This window comes from bacterium, assembly GCA_008933615.1.
Classification (GTDB): domain Bacteria; phylum CLD3; class CLD3; order SB21; family SB21; genus SB21.
This window is the reverse complement of record WBUR01000035.1, coordinates 25,172-42,681: the sequence shown is the minus strand read 5'-3', so window position 1 is coordinate 42,681 and position 17,510 is coordinate 25,172. Positions and strand designations below refer to the sequence as shown.

Genomic DNA, 17,510 nt, shown 5'->3' with positions numbered 1-17,510 from the left:
GAATACTGGAACTCGGCTGCGGTTGGGGTTCGCTTGCCCTCTTCATGGCCAAAACATTTCCGAACAGCGTTATCACGGCGGTATCCAATTCAAAAACGCAAAAATCATTTATCGACGAACAATCTCGGACACGCGGTTTGAATAATCTTACAGTCATTACTGCAGATATGAATGAATTTACTATTAAAGATAAATTTGACCGGGTCGTTTCGGTTGAAATGTTCGAACACATGCGTAACTATCAAAAGCTGCTCGAAAAAGTTGCCGGCTTCTTAAGGCCTGAAGGACAACTGTTCGTCCATATCTTTACACACCGTGAATTCGCATATCCTTTCGAAGTTCGTGATGACAGCGATTGGATGGCCAAATATTTCTTCACCGGCGGCATCATGCCCAGCGATCATCTCTTGCTGTATTTCTCCGACCATTTAAAAATACGCCAGCACTGGAGGGTATCCGGTATCCATTACGCAAAAACCTCCGAAGCGTGGCTGAAGAATATGGATCGGAACAAAAGCGAGATCTTGCATCTATTTAAAGCAACCTACGGTGATGCTGAGGCCGTAAAATGGTGGGTATATTGGCGTATCTTTTTCATGGCGTGCGCTGAATTATGGGGCTATCGCAAAGGGAAAGAATGGTTCGTCAGTCATTATCTTTTTGAAAGGCGCTGATGATGGCCGGGCGAATGATTTTCATTATTTTTTTAGCATTGGTTTCCGCCGGCTTTACGGTGAACAACAATTCCACCGTCACGACCCTGGTCACGCGTGCTTTCGACCGAGGCACCCGTGTTTTGCTTTACACGGAAGAACGTAAACAGACTGATCAGCCGGACAGGCCGGGCATATGGAATTTCACATACAAAAACGCCCAAGGGGAAACGATCGTTAAACGTCATGTCAATTTCGAACGCGATCCGATAAAACCCGATTTCAGGCTGGACGATCTGCGCACCGGATATGCGGAAGGAGCGGAAGTCACCGGTTCTATGATACGTGTTTTCACAGGAGGTTCCCCGGACGATCCGTATCAGGAAAAAATACTGAGCGTCCCTGAACCGGCGATCATCGACGCGGGGTTCAATTTTTTTGTTGAAAAGAATTGGGTAAAACTGATGAAGGGCGAATTACTCACATTCAATTTTGTTGCGCCAAGTCAATTGGATTATTTTTCATTTCGCGTATATAAGAAACGCAACATAGTGCACGAAAACCGGCCGGCGGTGATGCTGAACATGGATATCGATAATTTTTTTCTCCGACTTTTCGTAGAAGCGATTCATCTGACATACGATACAGAGTCACGCAAACTCGTGGTGTACGACGGCATATCCAATATTTATAACGACGACGGGAAAAGCCACAAAGTCAGGATGGAATTCAACTACCAAGCAGTAAAATAGAATGAAATCTCTCGCGATCATCGGTACGGGCATAGCCGGCATGGGGTGCGCACATTTCCTGCACAAGGAATACGACCTTACAGTGTATGAACAGGAAAACTATATCGGCGGCCACACCAATACGGTCACCGTGGATGAGAACGGCAAGCCGATCTACATTGACACCGGATTTATGGTATACAATGACGTGACCTATCCGAACCTAATCCGTCTTTTCAAGGAATTAGGCGTTAAAGAAAAGAACACGTCCATGTCATTCAGCGTCCAGCATGTGCCGACGGGCCTTGAATATAGCGGTTCAGGCCTCAACGGGCTGTTCGCGCAGAGAAAAAATATTTTCAATATCGGATTCATAAAAATGCTTACTAATATCAACCGATTTAATAAAGAATGTGTGGAGGTGCTGACTGAAAACAAATACAGTACTTACACGCTTGAAGAATACGTTGCGGAGAAACAATTCGACAGAGATTTTCTGTACAAATATATCATTCCTATGAGTTCCGCCGTGTGGTCCACTGCGCCGGACAAGATGACACATTTCCCTGTCGCGGCGCTCGTACGTTTCTTTCACACCCACGGTTTTTTAGGACTGAATACGCAGCATCAGTGGAAAACTCTTGTGGACGGAAGCCGGTCTTATCGTGACAAACTTATTGCGCCTTTCAGGGATCGCATTCATACGAAACGTGCCGCCGTGAAGATTGTCAAAGAAAGCGGTAAAGCTGCGGTAACCGATGCGCAAGGAAACAAGGCGATTTACGATTCCGTTATTCTTGCTTGTCATGGCGATCAGGCACTAAGACTTCTGGAAAGGCCGACGGATTTGGAGTCTCGGTTGTTGAAGGAGTTCCGCTATCAGAAGAATATTGCAACACTTCATACGGATGTCTCTTTTATGCCGAGTACAAAACGCGCATGGGCGTCGTGGAATTACCGTTTGGATTCGGATACGTCGGGCTCATTGACACCTTCAACAATATATTACATGAACAGCCTGCAGCACGTTTCCGATAAGCGGGACTATTTTGTATCCATTAACGGCGCCGAAAATATTGACCCAGGAAATATACTCAAGCAGATCGACTATGAACATCCTTTATTTTCTGTCGGCGCCGTCGAAGCACAGAAGGATCTTCCTAAGTTGAACGCCGAAGGGCCGGTCTATTTTTGCGGCAGTTATTTCCGGTACGGTTTCCATGAAGACGCGTTTACTTCGGCGCTCGAATTAAGCCGCCGGCTTTCCGGTAAGGAAATATGGTCATGAAATCTTGTTTATATGACTGCACTGTGATGCATCACCGGCTGGAACCTAAACAACACCGGTTTGTATACCGTGTATTCATGTTCTACATCGATCTTGACGAGGTGGACATGCTGACAGAAAGATTCCGTTTACTTAGCCGAAATCGGTTCAACATTTTCAGCTTTCGCGACCGCGATCATTTGCAAGTATCGGGTGCTACGGTGAAAGACAATATTCTCGCTTATCTTTCAGGCAAAGGCATTGACGGGGCGGAATTGAGGATCGGCCTGCTGACCAACCTGGCTACGTTCGGCTATGTTTTCAATCCGGTCTCGTTTTATTTCTGCTTTGACCGCAGCAACAATCCTGTTTGCGCCGTTGCCGAAGTGGGCAATACCTTTGGTGAACTCAAACCGTATTTCTTTAACGGTGAACAATTGGAGAATAAGACGTTCAGTAAAAGAACAACAAAATATTTTTACGTCTCTCCTTTTATCGACATGGATACGGAATTTGATTTTCAGTTGACCGTGCCGGGCGAGGAATTGGACATAAAGATAAATGATTTTCAGCACGGAAAAAAATTCTTCATTAGCGCCTTAATTGGAAGAAGAAAAGCCATATCGGATGCGGCATTAATCCGAAACTTTCTGCGATTTCCATTCATCACGCTTCAGATCATTACGCTGATACATTGGCAAGCGCTAAAACTGTTTCTGAAAAAACTGAATTACCATAAGAAAAACGACCAATTGGAATTACAACGCGAGGTATATCATGGAAGGCACGCTTAGCACGGACATGCTGTGTTCAAGAACTGCGGGCAATAAGTTTAAGTGGCAACAATGGCTGGTGCTCCGGATGCTGAAACAAATGCAGAAGGGTTACCTGGAAATCTCTTTGACCGACGGAGAATTGATCAGGATCGGAGATCCGTTGTCCGGTCACAAAGCGCGGATTCGTATTCTCAATCCGGCTTTTTTCAACAAATGTGTTTTTTACGGCGATGTGGGATTCGGGGAATCTTACGTGGACGGGGATTGGGAAACGGACGACATTACACGGGTGATCAACTGGTTCATTTTGAATATCGACAACAGCCCTACCATATCAGGCTCACGACGCCGGTTTGCGCCTCTAAACATTCTTAAAAGTATCAACCGCTGGTATCACCGGTCCCGTGAGAATACGCTTAAGATCGCCCGTCGGAATATTTCCGAACATTATGACCTGAGTAATGATTTTTTCAGACTATTTCTTGATCCCGGCATGACCTATTCCAGCGGCCATTTCAACAGGCCGGATCAATCACTAGAAGAAGCGCAATCAGAAAAATACGACCGGCTTTGCCGTCAATTGCAGATCAAGGCGACGGATCATGTTTTGGAGATCGGAAGCGGATGGGGAGGATTTGCCGTTCATGTCGTCAAGAACTACGGCTGTAAGATCACCACGATCACTATTTCCGAACAACAATTCCAATACGCCAAGGACCGATTTGAAAAAGAAGGATTATCGGACAAGATCACGATCCTGCTCACAGATTACCGTAAGCTGACGGGACAATTCGATAAGATTGTTTCGATTGAAATGCTTGAGGCTGTAGGCCATAAATATTTGGAATCATACTTTGCTCAATGCCACGCGCTGTTAAAGGCGGACGGTATCCTCGGACTTCAGGTGATTACCTGTCCCGACACCCGTTATGACAGTCTTAGAAAGAATGTGGACTGGATCCAGAAACACATTTTCCCGGGGTCGTTGCTGCCTTCTATTGCTGCGCTGAATCAAGCGATCAATAGAACCGGCGAACTGAATTTGATAGATCTCAAGAATATGGGCCATCACTATGCGCGAACCCTTGCAATATGGCGTGAGAATTTTAACCGCAACAAAGATCATGTTAAAAAACTCGGCTTCGACAGCCGTTTTATACGCAAATGGAATTATTATTTCAGCTATTGCGAAGCAGCCTTTTATATGCGTAATATTAGCGTCGTGCAAATGATCTATACGCGCCCAAATAATATTGCGTATTAGATTTTTCATTCTATGCGGATAATTCAAGGCCGGTTGTTAATGATCCTGATCAATTTTTTTAAGAAGAGTCTAGTTAGCCCTTTGCTCAACCTTCTCAAACAGGGAATTACACCTGATAAACTTGCATTGAGCGTAGGATTGGGCGTAAGCCTTGGTATATTTCCCGTGATCGGCGCTACGACCATTTTATGTACTGCTTTCGGATTTCTCTTCCGCGTCAATCAGGTCGCCATTCAGTTGGTAAATTATTTTGCGTATCCTCTGCAACTGATTCTGTTCATACCTTTTTTCCATCTCGGCGCATGGCTGTTTCAGACCGAGCCATTGCCGTTTTCCGTTGAACAGATATTCACGATGCTGGCCAAGGATACACTTGGAACCATTGAGGCTTTGTGGCTGGCCAACGCCAGGGCCGTGGTTGCCTGGCTGCTTGTCGGGCCTATATTATCATTTGCTTTCTATCGTATATTAACGCCGGTTTTCGCGCGATTCGCACCAACCCCCTCCGCTTGACTTTCGAAATTTCCTGCTCTATATTTACAACAGCAAATCTTAGCAAAAAAACCATCTTAGCGCCTTTATATTCTTTATCGGTTTAACTGAATCATCATGACGATGAAAACATGTATACGAACATTGCTGCTTATTTTTTTCCCGCTGTTCTTAACAGAAAAATCGTTGTGTGCCGCGCCGCGTTCTCATTATACCGACATCTATGACGCAACCATTGATTCGTTAAATAAAGTACCTGCGTCCTCATTTTATTATTCGTTTGCCCAGCAGCGATTGGCGGAATTATACCTTTCAAAAAACACGGTCCGGGCGCGTAAGAAGGCAAAGGAACATATTGAGAAGGCTATGCTGAATCAACCGGATAACATCGATTTCATAATTACCAATATTCGAGTGTTGTTTGAACAAGGATTTTATCGTACGGCAAACGAGTCCTGCGACCGATTATTGTCCGCGCCCCTTAATCCTCGTCAGTCTTACAATACGCAGTATGCCGAAGCGTATTATTATAAAGGCCTTGTTGCAGAACGATTTGCATTAAAATACAGGGACATGATCAGCGTTGTCAGCGATGACAATTTTATCTCACTTGCCCATTTTGGAGAAGACGATCTTCGGTATTCCGCATACTGCTATGAAAAAGCGCTGGAATTCCAGTCGTCGCATCGGGACGCTCTTTTTCATCTCGGCCTTTTGTATTATGAAATACGCAGTTTTGATAAGATGTCGCGACTGTTTGAAAAGATAATCGAGATGAATCCGCGCGACAAGGATGCCTATGCTTTCGCGGCGTTGGCCTGCTACTATTCTGCGCAGTACGAAAAATCGCAGGGATATTATCAAATGGCGATGAATTTTATGTCCGAGGAGGAATTGTCTGCATTTAATCATATTGGTTATATCGTTTTGCCCAAAGATCTAAAACAGTATCTGAACGGCGCTGTTGTTCCTTCTGAAGCTGCACAATTTCAAAAATCGTTTTGGAATAATAAAGATCCTCTGTATCTCACCGCTTTTAATGAAAGGCTTTTGGAGCATTATAATCGCATGACGTATACAAATTTACGATTTAGCATCCCTCGAATGAACATAGCCGGTTGGAAAACCGACCGGGGTATGATCTACATACGCTACGGCAAGCCCGTGCTGTCCTACAAAACCCAGCCTGATGAGAGAAAACTCGGCGGCGCTGAAATATGGGTTTATCCGGAATTTTCATTTAATTTTGACGATGAATATGCCAGCGGACAATTCTTAATGGATCAGAAATCCTTTATTGTTTCCCGTTCCGCCTATAACGTACACGAGGAATTGTATGCCCTGCCGCGTGAAAAAACTTTTGAGATGCAAAGCCGATTGTATCAATTCAAAGGAGCAAATGGGAGTACTCGCGCCAGAGCTTATTTTCAGACTTATATTAAGGGCATTGAACCGGAATTTGACGTGCTTGCAATGGATGTGGAAGCAGAATGCGGATTGTTCTTTCTGGATTCACGGGCAAATATTGTCCACGAATCGCGCAAGCGGCTCAGGCTTGGACGCCAGGATATTACGGAACAATCCTTCATAAGCTATATCGAGCTGAATCAATTGCCAACGAAGGCAGCCGCGCAACGGTACTCTTTTGAGATTATGACTTTGGGAGACCGGCGCAGCGCTGTTTCCCGTGACAACGCCCGGATCACGGACTATACGGGTGACCGATTGTTGCTGAGTGATGTTATCGTCGCATCCCATATTACCGAACAGCGCGACGTAAAGATCATCCCCAATTTCACCAATACGTTTTTAAGAAGCGACAACCTCTACTTGTACTTTGAAGTATATAATCTTTTACTGAATAATGAATCACGCGGCCGGTATAAAGTCAGCACACGAATTCAGCATCGAGGTAAATCTGGAATTGTCGGCGCGATCAAATATCTACTCGCTGAGAAGCAGGGGCAGATCGGTTCTTCATTTGAAGTCACAAGTTATGCGCGCGATGAACGTTATTATTTCGGTGTCAATCTGAACGATATTCCCGCCGGTACATATGATCTATATTTGCAGGTTACCGACATGATTGCGCACGAGTCCATTGAACGGGTATTGCCCATAACCATTAACGAATAGCGGTTGTATGAAGGAGCCCTCTAATTATTCAAACAAAATTGTAATAAATATTTTTTCAAAACCTGAATGCCACTTGTGCGATGAAGCAAAGGAAGTGCTTATAAAAGCAAAGAAGTATTTTAATTTGGAGATTATTGAGATTAATATCGAAGAGAACCAAGAGTATTTCGAAAAGTACCGATACGATATTCCTGTTATCTGGATCAACGGCAGAAAAGCTTTTAAACATAAGCTCGATGCGGCGCTACTGAAAATGCGGTTGGAGAAAGAAAATCAGGTCGTCTCAAACGGTCATTCGTAACGCAATGCCTCGATCGGGTTGAGTGACGCGGCTTTTCTTGCCGGATAAAATCCGAAAAAAATACCAATAGCCGCCGCAAACCCCATTGAAATAAATATAGATGACGCGCTGATGGAAACTGACCAACTGGTGAAGGTTTCGACCATCTGCCCTGTTATGACCCCCAGCGTTAATCCGATCAAACCGCCCATAAGGCTTAATACGATCGCTTCCACCAGAAATTGAAGCAGAATATCCTGTTCCGTTGCGCCAATCGCCATTCGAATACCGATTTCGCGGGTTCGCTCCGTCACCGAGACCAGCATGATATTCATAATCCCTATTCCCCCGACCACGAGAGAGATGGATGCAACGATGATCATGAGGAGCGATACGGTTTTAGAAATGGATTTTGCAATTTCATTGACCTGATCCTGAGTTCTGATCTGAAAATCATCGTCGCCGTAGTCCGGAATTCGGTGCGCCGTCCTTATGATCTGTCGAATTTCTTCTATTGCCGCAGCCATGTCCTGACTGGTTCGCACGGACACATATATGTAATCGATATCCTGATTCCCAATGATTCTCTTCTGAAAGGTCGTATACGGTATGATGATCATATCGTCTTGGTCCTGTCCCGATGCCAGCTGTCCTTTGGATTCCAGTACGCCGGCAATTCGAAATGGAATATTCTGAATTCTAACAATCTCTCCGGTCGGATCGTAAGGGCCAAATAAATTAGAAGCGACTGTGGATCCCAGCACGCACATTTTATTGCCTGACCGGTAATCCTGATCGGTAAACATTGAACCGTATTTGAGCCCCCAGTTGCGAATCGTTGTAAAGCTGGTGTTGACCCCATAAATCTGGCTTCCCCAGTTTCTCTCTGCCGTTACCACGCTGGTCACAACTCTGATTACCGGCGTTTGCGCTGTAACGAGATCGCACTCACGCAAAATCGCATCGCCGTCCGATGCGGACAGTTCCGTCGCCGACCGAATACGGATTCCACCCGCCGTGACGCCGCCGGGGCGGATCGTAATCATATTGGTGCCGAATGCGGCGGTTTGGTTGTCAATCTCCTGCTGCGCGCCTGCGCCCACTCCGGTCATGGCGATGATAGAACCTACGCCGATCACAATTCCCAACATGGTCAATGCAGAGCGCATTTTGTTGCGTTTCAACGCGTTATAGGCAACTTTGAAAATGTTCATGTAATTCATACGGAGAACCTATTATCAACCGTTTTTAGAAAATTTTTATCTGTTATGCATTATCTACAATCGACGTGGCTAAAACGCGTTTCATTTCTTCTTCAGGGTTCAAGCGTGTTTCAACCATGAAATCTTTGATAATCCTGCCGTCCCGAAATACCACATTGCGCCGGCCGTATTGTGCAATATCATTTTCATGCGTCACCAAAATAATCGTGATGCCTTTATTATTCAATTTTTGAAAAATCGCCATGATTTCAATACTGGTCTTGCTGTCGAGATTTCCCGTAGGCTCGTCAGCCAGGATCATAGACGGGTGCGTCGCCAACGCCCGCGCGATCGCAACGCGCTGCTGCTGACCGCCGGATAATTCATTCGGCTTGTGGTCAAAGCGTTTATCCAGGCCAACGGCATTGAGCGCTTCCAACGCAAGTTCCCTGCGCCGGTTCGAAGGAAGGCCCTGATACAGCAATGGCAATTCAACATTTTCCAGGGCGCTGGTTCGTGATAATAGGTTAAAACCCTGAAAAACAAATCCGATTTTACGGCTTCGAATACTAGCCTGTTCCTTCCTTGTCATATGAGCGACCGAAATGCCGTCCAGAAAATACTCTCCGGACGAAGGCGCATCCAGACAACCGAGAATGTTCATGAAAGTCGATTTCCCAGATCCAGACGCGCCCATGATAGCAACAAATTCACCTGAACGAATGTCCAGGGAAACGCCCCGCAACGCTTGCACATCAACGTCTCCCATCCGGTACGTCTTCTTCAAATTTTTTGCAGAAATCAAAGCGCTGCCGTCAAGACGGGTTTCTATCCCGGTATGTAATTCGGTTTGTATCGACATGTTTCTAGTTACTCCGTAGTATTGCAGGCCGTGTTATTTTGTCGACCTAAATCCTTTAGCCGCGCCGGAAGTGGTTGAACTGTTGCTTACTCCAACAACGACTTCAGCGTTGGGCAAGAGAGTTGAATTTTTAATTTCGGTAAACAATCCGTCTGTGATTCCAGTCTCGACGATAATAGGCATTAGCCCTTCGCCGTTTGCCGTAGTCCAGACCATAGAATTATTTTTCAGGTCAAATTTATCGCCGTATTGAAGGACGAATTTCTTGTATTCTTCCTGAGTTAACGCCGGCTGAAATCGTAAGGCCATATTTGGAACTTTGAGTACATTCTTTTTCGTGTCAACGATGATCGATAAATTAGCTGTCATACCGGGAAGCAGTTTGTTCTCCTTGTTGGTTACATCAATAATAACCTCGTAACTCACAAGATTCTGCGTCGTTATGGGCTGTAATCGAACTTGCTTTACGACACCCTGAAATTTTTCGTCCGGATAAGCATCAACGAAAAAAACAGCTTCGTGGTCAACTTTGACTTTTCCAATATCCACTTCGTCAATAGTCGCTTCCACATGGATTTTGGAGAGATCATTAGCGATCAGAAACAAAATAGGCGCTTGCAAACTTGCCGCAACGGTCTGCCCGACATCGACATTCCGTGAGATGACCACACCGTCAATCGGAGATACGATATTGGTATATTCCAGCGAAACTTCCGCCCTGTGATACGCAGCGGTGGTCTGTTTGAGCTGCGCTACAGCCAGGTCATAATTCGTCGAAGCCTCGTCTTTCTCAGCTTGGGAGATTAGTTTTCTGTCAAACAATTCCGATGCACGCTCCAACGTTTTTTTCATCTGATCCGCCTGGGCGCTGGCTCTTTCCATGGTAGCTTCCGCCTCCAGTAACTGCGCCTTCAGAAAGGTCGGGTCGATCTGAGCAATAACCTGTCCCTTACTCACCTTCTGATTAAAATCAGCGTATATTTTGGAGATCGTGCCGGTAACCTGTGTTCCAACCTGCACACGTGTCATCGGATTCACTTTGCCTGTGGCGGTGATGATAACCGAAATGTCGCCTGTCTGAACCGCTTCGTACTTATAAACGGTTCCGGAATTGGAAGTTCCGAAATAGACTGCGCCGATCAGTATCAAAACGCCGGCGGCGGCAACTAAAATGATAACCCATTTCCTCTTCATGGACAACTCCTGCTCTTCAAATCCTATTTAATGCTTGATATTATTTCTTAATAGTCCCTGTCGAACGTTGAAATCGGGACAGCTCAATCTGGTAATTATACAGCGCCGTCGTACGGTCGATCTTTGCATTGGCCAGTGAGAAATTTGCATCAGTAACTTCAATCGCAGAGCCAACGCCGGTATCAAACCGGCCTTCTGCCAATTTCAAGTTTTTTTCGCTTTGAATAATTATTTTTTCACTTGCCTTATATCGTTCTTCCGCAACTTTAGCGCCAAAAAACTTTTCCTGAACATCCTGAACGATCCTTTGTTTGGTCACATTCGATTGCGAAGTAGCGCTACGAATGCCTCCGAGCGACTCTGCAATATCCGCCCGAACGGTCAAGCCCTGGAAAATCGGAAATGCAAAATTCAACCCGACATTCCAACCCAATTTGAATTTGTCAGTGGTCAGCCCGTCATTGTTAACGGTCTGAATGATGTAAGGTGCTGTCCCGCCTGAAGCGCTAATAATTGGAAAATACTGACTTTTGGCTGCGCTCAGCGCCGAACGCCATGCTTGAATTTTCAGTTCGGATACTTTCACCTCTTTTCGGGATTCCAGTGCATTATTGATAGCATCTTTCAAATTGGCATGAAATGGTTCGTAAGTAACGTCATACGTCGTTACATAATCGGTCGGATCGTCATCGATTTCGGTAATACCCATCGCGCTATTCAATGATACTTTCGCTAACCGCGCTTTACCCTTCGCATCGATCAATTGCAATTCCGAGTTTGCCACTTCCAGTTCCGCTTTGGAAACTTCAGATTCGGCAATTTTTCCGACAGAAAAAAACCCTTTGGCGCGTTCGAGATGTTTATTGGATTGCTTGACCCGGTCTTCATTGATGCGGACAATCTGCTTCGCCAAAACATAATTGTAGTAGGCCGTATGCACGTTTAATATAACGTCTTCCTCGGTGGATTCCAATGCCATTTCCGACGCTTTGATAAGTTTTCTTTTTGAATCCAACGCTTTTTCTGTTCTTCCAAAATCATAGATCGGTTGCTTCATGGTCATGCGCACGCTCGGGATAAAATTCCATTTCTTTGTCGTCTCAAGTGTTTGATCGGGCCCAAAAACACTTCCTGACTGCAGAGGCGAATTCGTCAGGTGGGCACCCGCTTCTAATTGAATTTGAGGAAAACGCGAGGACAAAACCTGTGTATATTCAGATTCCGCCGTTATGATCGCTCCCTGCGATGCGCCGAGCGCGGGCTGATTTTCCAACGCGATCTTCACGCATTCGTCCAGCGTCAAGGTGTCCATGTTATCAATCGTTATGGTTTTTTCCACGACATCCTGCGCACAAACACTAAACGATGAAAAAACGAACGTTATTAAGAACAAACCGATTTTCATATTATTCCTTTCATACAAATCAAAATCAATTTTTTTATCCGTTGAAGTGAAGCATTAATCATGCCGCTGAATACAACATACTCGCATTTCTTAAACCATTAATTTTAATGAATGTGTTTAATGCTTCGGCAAAACCGTCGTCTTTATTCACATACACATTCACACTAATCCAAAAATTGCGCAAGCGTTAAGACACGTTTGCCGTGCTACTATTTCCTCGTCTTTATTAAGAATTTCTGAAATTTTTTTTACTGTAAATTTTACGTATCCGGGTTCATTGCGTTTGCCGCGAAACGGCGCCGGCGTCAAATAAGGCGCATCGGTTTCGATCAATAACCTATTATCCGGAACCATAGACACCAATTCGGGCAGATGGGACTTCTTATAGGTTACATTCCCGGCAAAGGATATATAAAAATTCAAATCTAATGACTCTCTGAGCATAGACTCGTCGCCGGAAAAACAATGCATAATACCGCGCAGATTATTCAGATGATGGTTGTCTTTTTCTTCCTTTACGATGCGTAACAGATCCGAATCGGCTTCACGATTGTGAATAACCATCGGCAGATCGAGTTCGCATGCCAGCCGTATCATTTTCTTAAATACTTCATGCTGTATGTGTGGCGGAGTCTCTTTCCAGTAATAATCCAATCCGATCTCGCCGATACCTACAACTTTTTCATGCACGGCCATTTTGCTAATCACATCGATCATTGAATCCTCGAATTGTAAACCGTCCGTCGGATGCGGTCCGATAACGGCATAAACTTGTTCATACTCCTCCGATAAGCGAATGGCACGCCGCCACGATTCCGGATCCGTACCAATTGTAATGATCTTTTCCACGCCGCCGTCCAATGCGCGCCGGATCATCGCATCGCGATCTTCGTCAAATAGCTCATGATCGAGATGAGCATGCGTATCAATGAACATCAATATTCCTTTTTGAAGTAAAAGAAAATATTGAATACGTCCTGTTTATTCGTTTCAGTCTGCGCCGGCTGCTTGTATTCGAATTCCACTGTTTTTTTCCACGACCTTGCCGCCTTTTTAAACAGTCGTAGGCTATCGACCCAGCTGTCAACCGACATTTCCAGCGTCAGGCTGGTTCCCGTGGATGGATCACTGCCGCCGGCAAAACTGACGGAAATATTTTCGCTGATACGTTTGCCCACTTCAATTGTCGCGCCTTGTCCGGTTGCAGAAGGTGTGAATTCCAGTTTTGACAATCCGGCCTGGTTGGCTATGACGTTGAGAACCTGATTGATTGCGACTTGTTTTGCGAAGTCTCCAGCCTGGCTTGCGTCGAGTTTTCCAAGGTCTTTGGTTTTTACGCCCAGTACCAGGTACGATAATATATCTGCCGGCTCGGTAAGGTCCGGCAACGGGCTATCCGTTCCTCGTTCCACCGCCGTGACCGCTATCTCCGGTTTCATCAGCTTCCCGCTTACTTTGATCTGCGCTTCGGACTGAATTTCTTCCTGGTCAATCTTGTAGGTAAACCGTTTGACAGCTAAGATATCCAGATCGGGATTAATGCCCGGTGCACCGCTGAAGACAATTTCTCCTCTTTCGATATTGAATGCAATGCTGAGGTACGCATACTTCCCGCCTTTTTTGGTGTTCACATTACCGCTGATAAAAAAATCTTCCGACTCAGGAGGTTTTGTAACGATAATGCCTCCGAACAAACCTAACATCATTTCATTACTGCGGATTACGTTATCAGAATTTTCAGGTAACGTGATCGCAATATCGAGGTCAAGGTTTTTGTAATAATCTATCTCTTTCGCAGCATCGGCTTTGGTGGGTTTAGCGGAAACGGTGGCTACGGATCTTGCTTTGGCGGCATCGACCACCCAAATTTGCGAGTTGCGGATCTGAATATCCCCTTTGACCACCGTGTACGCCAATGCCGGCGCGGAAACTTTCATCGCGCCCGTGATCTTTGCCGTATGCAGATATGACGTTTCCGACTTGGTATTGATCGGAACAAACTCATTAAACAGCAAATCAAAATCGTATCCGATCTTGTCAATATTCGTAAAATCAAAATTTTTCAAAATTGGCGACAGATCAACCTGTCCGCTGGCAAATAAATTGGAGTTGACGTCTTTGCCCGATTGGAGTGACAACGTATCTAAAAATATTTTTTCCGGCGTCAGACGAACGAACATGCGGCCGTTACGAAAAGTCTGCCCTAAGCTTGTGCGCGGAAATGTAACGGTGGCGTCTTCCACTTTCATTTCGCCTTCCAGGCTTGGTTTTTCCTTGTTGCCCGTAACTTTGAGATCGATCATCAATTCTCCGCGATTTAAACTGAGTCCTTTTCCAAAAAAAGCCTGTAAGAAACGAAGGTCGATACCTTCCGAATGTATCTTGAAATTCATCGGCCTGGTTGTAAAACGGTTCGGTACATCCTTAAAAGAAAGATCAATCGGTAAATATCCGCCGATGGTCAGCGTCTTGTCTTTATTTTGATTGAGCGTCATATTGACCTGAATTTTCCTGTTCAGGTATTGCATGTTGCCAAGAAAATTGTTGTAGACAAATTCCGACGCCTTGCCGTCAGAAATATTCCAATCCGCCAACAGAATGGGTTTTTCGAAACTGCCCTTGAGGCTTCCGTTCATATTTAGGATACCTTCCACGACGGATTCTTTGGATCCGATCAAGGCATTAGCGCGCGACAGGTCGAGATCTTTAATCTTAATATCTAAGTTCTGGTCGCCGGTAATATCCAGAGTACCGAATGCAGAAATAGAGCCTCGTCCGATATCCATATTGAAAGAACGAAAATCATAAATATTTTTTTCAATATCAAAAACTATGTCAATCGGCTTACTATTCTGCCAGTTTTCGTTCCACTTCTCGTACGTCGAATCTATGACGGGATCACCGCCCAGCCTTACCTTAACTTCACGCGTTTTTAATGTTCGCCCGGTGACATTCAAAACCAGATTTTCCAGGAAAACGCGCCCTTTTTTTTCATTTTCAAGTTCCAGTATTCCTTTGACCTGCGCGTAGGCGCCTATGTTGTCTTCTTCTGCCGATATATCAAAGTGGGTCTTCCCTTTTTCTTTGGTGATAGAGGTTGAAAAATTTTTGATGGAAGTTCCGGCCATGGTGAGATGATGCGAATACAACAAAAAGTCACCGACCAGGGTCGAGTCCGTGCGTCTAAAATCAAAGGCAGTAGCAAAATCGGAGGGAATAATATTACTGACAAAATAAACAAATTTTAAGGAATCCATTTTTATATCGGAAAAAGCAAATTTAGTCAACGTAATATCGCCGCTGGTTTCAAATTTATTGATCCCGCCGGTTGTCCTCCCTTTAAAGACAATATTCAAATCAATCGAATCTTTAAGCAATGAATCGTTGCCGATATATTTTTGAAGTAGTGAAAAATCGCGCGTCTTTAATTCGTAACTCAGATCAAACGTCGAATCCATACCCACGCTTCCTCTTGCGCTGAAATCGGCCAACGGCGTTTTTACGCTGATCCCGTCAATATTCACCCGGTTTCCGTTTTGAGAACCCCGCACAGATAGGTTCTCAAGCTCACGCCCCATGATTTTCGATGAATCGGAATTAATATGCAGAACACTCCTGGATGTTTTTGGATTTAGCCCCTTGCCGTCATAGACAATATTGAGGTTGATCGAACTCTGGAACGACGTGTCGCCGATCGCATCGGCAATATTGATTTCGCGAAACCTCGTTTCAAGATGATAACTCTCATCCAGCAGATTATAAAAACCCTCGCAATTAAAATTTCCCGCGCTGGTCCGGCCTTCGAATTTTTTCAGTTGAGCAATGCCGCCCCGAACGTCCGACGCAATTTCAAATTTTTCTATATCAATGCCGAAAATTTGCGACTTGTATAATTTTAGTTCCACCACGCTGATCAGATCTTCGGGTTTAATCCCGACCCCGTCGGCATGTATGCTCCCGTTGATATTGGCATACAAATCTTTTCGGCCGGTAAAAGCGGCGGCATTGATGCCGTTAAAGCTAAGGTCCGCGCGGTATCCCAAAGGCTCTCCGCCGTAATCCAGATTGGCGGTGCCCTTCAGCGTTCCCGCCGGAGTCCGGATGCTCAGATCGGTCAGATCAACCTGATTATCATTTCCCTGCGCGTGCGCTTCCAATTCTATCTTGTCAATATCTTTCAATCCGATATCCGCAAATGTTCTGATATCGTCGAGATGAAACGGGAACGCGCGGACATTCACGTCATAAAACATGCCGATGTGATCTGCGCTGTCCGGTAATACAATTTGTCCTTTGAGGAATAAATCCGTCCGATTTGTTAAGAAACGGAATTCATCGATTTTAATCCAATTAGAATCTTTTTCCTTGGGATGGGCAACTTGATGATGAAGTGAAGGTTTAAAAATATTCGCTTCAATTAACAGCGTTAGGTTCTTCAGCTGCAGACTGTCTGTTTGTATTTTTCCAGGGGCGTTGGAGCCTATACGGGAAACAAGAAAACCAAGTTGGCTTATGTTAATCTTTTGAAGTTTAGACGCAGCGCGTAATTGTAAATTAAGGTTTAGTTTCGACAGGTTGGCCAAAAGCGCTTCCGAATCATAAACGATATTCCCGTCCTCGATAATCAACGCGTCGATTCGAATGTCAAATCCGCCCAGGGGTTTCGCTAAGGAATCAACAGGGGCGGGCGGTTTGGGTTCACCGGGTTTTGCAATACGCTGCAGATTCATGTTACCCAGAGAATCCGATGCCACGTATATCTTTGGTCGAACCAGCCGGATCTCATGAACTAAAACCTGATCGTCCAGAATAGCGAACGCATCGTACTTCAAACCCAGTTCCTCAAACGCAACGACGGAAGTATCTCCCAGGGACAATGTGACATTTTTCAGTGTTAAATTTGAAAAAAAGTTTCCTTCGATCTCTTCGACGCTCAATACGGCGTTAAGTTGTTCATTGGCAATCGAAACAACCTGACTACGAAGAAAACTCCTGAACAAGCCCGTCTGTGAAAACAAAAGGGTCACAATCACTAATACGAATAGAGTGATAAAAAGGTATAGAAAAATTTTAAGAGCCCGGCGGGCGATTTGAGACAAAATTTGCATCATGACAACATCGTATGAGATAGCTTAGTAAACTACAATAGTAATCATTTTTAGCCTGACTTTCAAATAAATAGTGCCGTCTTCCGTCGCTTGCGTCTGGCCATAGCTAATAAAAACATCTTGGAAATCTTCAGATATTT

General features: G+C 44.9%; 14 protein-coding genes. 8 read left to right on the top strand and 6 right to left on the bottom strand.

Annotated elements, in window-relative coordinates; all coding sequences use genetic code 11:
- The 8 genes from F9K33_12840 to F9K33_12805 all read left to right on the top strand — a co-directional run.
- Positions 1-674: methyltransferase domain-containing protein (locus F9K33_12840; GenBank protein KAB2878572.1), on the top strand; the 674-nt coding region annotated here is incomplete at its 5' end.
- 14 nt (positions 675-688) lie between these two features.
- Entirely contained in the window at positions 689-1,405 is a 717-nt protein-coding gene (locus tag F9K33_12835; GenBank protein ID KAB2878571.1) for a hypothetical protein, read from the top strand.
- 1 nt (position 1,406) lies between these two features.
- Positions 1,407-2,672, top strand: a complete 1,266-nt coding sequence (locus tag F9K33_12830) for an NAD(P)-binding protein (GenBank protein ID KAB2878570.1) — start codon at positions 1,407-1,409, stop codon at positions 2,670-2,672.
- Positions 2,663-3,445 (top strand): DUF1365 domain-containing protein, encoded by a 783-nt coding sequence (locus F9K33_12825; GenBank protein KAB2878569.1) that lies wholly within the window; start codon positions 2,663-2,665, stop codon positions 3,443-3,445. The genes F9K33_12830 and F9K33_12825 overlap by 10 nt, the downstream gene beginning before the upstream one ends.
- Positions 3,429-4,691 (top strand): class I SAM-dependent methyltransferase, encoded by a 1,263-nt coding sequence (locus tag F9K33_12820; GenBank protein ID KAB2878568.1) that lies wholly within the window; start codon positions 3,429-3,431, stop codon positions 4,689-4,691. The genes F9K33_12825 and F9K33_12820 overlap by 17 nt, the downstream gene beginning before the upstream one ends.
- 12 nt (positions 4,692-4,703) lie before the next feature.
- The gene (locus F9K33_12815; GenBank protein KAB2878567.1) at positions 4,704-5,204 is read left to right on the top strand and encodes a DUF2062 domain-containing protein; all 501 of its coding nucleotides are present in this window, start codon (positions 4,704-4,706) and stop codon (positions 5,202-5,204) included.
- A 723-nt stretch (positions 5,205-5,927) separates the two neighbouring features.
- Positions 5,928-7,319, top strand: coding sequence for a GWxTD domain-containing protein (locus F9K33_12810; protein KAB2878575.1), 1,392 nt, complete (start codon positions 5,928-5,930; stop codon positions 7,317-7,319).
- 7 nt (positions 7,320-7,326) lie between these two features.
- Positions 7,327-7,620 carry a glutaredoxin family protein gene (locus tag F9K33_12805; GenBank protein ID KAB2878566.1) on the top strand — a complete coding sequence of 98 codons (294 nt, stop codon included), beginning with the start codon at positions 7,327-7,329 and terminating at the stop codon, positions 7,618-7,620.
- Here F9K33_12805 and F9K33_12800 read toward each other — a convergent pair.
- From F9K33_12800 to F9K33_12775, 6 genes are all read right to left on the bottom strand, one after another.
- Positions 7,611-8,822, bottom strand: coding sequence for an FtsX-like permease family protein (locus F9K33_12800; protein KAB2878565.1), 1,212 nt, complete (start codon positions 8,820-8,822; stop codon positions 7,611-7,613). The genes F9K33_12805 and F9K33_12800 overlap by 10 nt on opposite strands.
- A 43-nt stretch (positions 8,823-8,865) precedes the next feature.
- Positions 8,866-9,606, bottom strand: a complete 741-nt coding sequence (locus F9K33_12795) for an ABC transporter ATP-binding protein (GenBank protein KAB2878574.1) — start codon at positions 9,604-9,606, stop codon at positions 8,866-8,868.
- A 90-nt stretch (positions 9,607-9,696) separates the two neighbouring features.
- Complete coding sequence (locus tag F9K33_12790) at positions 9,697-10,857, bottom strand: efflux RND transporter periplasmic adaptor subunit (GenBank protein ID KAB2878564.1); 1,161 nt, start codon at positions 10,855-10,857, stop codon at positions 9,697-9,699.
- Between the two features lie 40 nt (positions 10,858-10,897).
- On the bottom strand, positions 10,898-12,262 hold the full coding sequence (locus tag F9K33_12785; GenBank protein KAB2878563.1) for a TolC family protein: 1,365 nt from the start codon (positions 12,260-12,262) through the stop codon (positions 10,898-10,900).
- A 159-nt stretch (positions 12,263-12,421) separates the two neighbouring features.
- On the bottom strand, positions 12,422-13,198 hold the full coding sequence (locus tag F9K33_12780; GenBank protein ID KAB2878562.1) for a TatD family deoxyribonuclease: 777 nt from the start codon (positions 13,196-13,198) through the stop codon (positions 12,422-12,424).
- Positions 13,198-17,373: a hypothetical protein gene (locus tag F9K33_12775; protein KAB2878561.1), complete on the bottom strand. Its 4,176-nt coding sequence runs from the start codon at positions 17,371-17,373 to the stop codon at positions 13,198-13,200. The genes F9K33_12780 and F9K33_12775 overlap by 1 nt, the downstream gene beginning before the upstream one ends.
- Positions 17,374-17,510: the final 137 nt, after the last annotated feature.

Coding starts and splice junctions, on each gene's coding strand:
- F9K33_12835 (KAB2878571.1), top strand. CDS start 689: ATGATTTTCATTATTTTTTTAGCATTGGTTTCCGCCGGCTTTACGGTG.
- F9K33_12830 (KAB2878570.1), top strand. CDS start 1,407: ATGAAATCTCTCGCGATCATCGGTACGGGCATAGCCGGCATGGGGTGC.
- F9K33_12825 (KAB2878569.1), top strand. CDS start 2,663: ATGGTCATGAAATCTTGTTTATATGACTGCACTGTGATGCATCACCGG.
- F9K33_12820 (KAB2878568.1), top strand. CDS start 3,429: ATGGAAGGCACGCTTAGCACGGACATGCTGTGTTCAAGAACTGCGGGC.
- F9K33_12815 (KAB2878567.1), top strand. CDS start 4,704: ATGCGGATAATTCAAGGCCGGTTGTTAATGATCCTGATCAATTTTTTT.
- F9K33_12810 (KAB2878575.1), top strand. CDS start 5,928: ATGTCGCGACTGTTTGAAAAGATAATCGAGATGAATCCGCGCGACAAG.
- F9K33_12805 (KAB2878566.1), top strand. CDS start 7,327: ATGAAGGAGCCCTCTAATTATTCAAACAAAATTGTAATAAATATTTTT.
- F9K33_12800 (KAB2878565.1), bottom strand. CDS start 8,822: ATGAATTACATGAACATTTTCAAAGTTGCCTATAACGCGTTGAAACGC.
- F9K33_12790 (KAB2878564.1), bottom strand. CDS start 10,857: ATGAAGAGGAAATGGGTTATCATTTTAGTTGCCGCCGCCGGCGTTTTG.
- F9K33_12785 (KAB2878563.1), bottom strand. CDS start 12,262: ATGAAAATCGGTTTGTTCTTAATAACGTTCGTTTTTTCATCGTTTAGT.
- F9K33_12780 (KAB2878562.1), bottom strand. CDS start 13,198: ATGTTCATTGATACGCATGCTCATCTCGATCATGAGCTATTTGACGAA.
- F9K33_12775 (KAB2878561.1), bottom strand. CDS start 17,373: ATGATGCAAATTTTGTCTCAAATCGCCCGCCGGGCTCTTAAAATTTTT.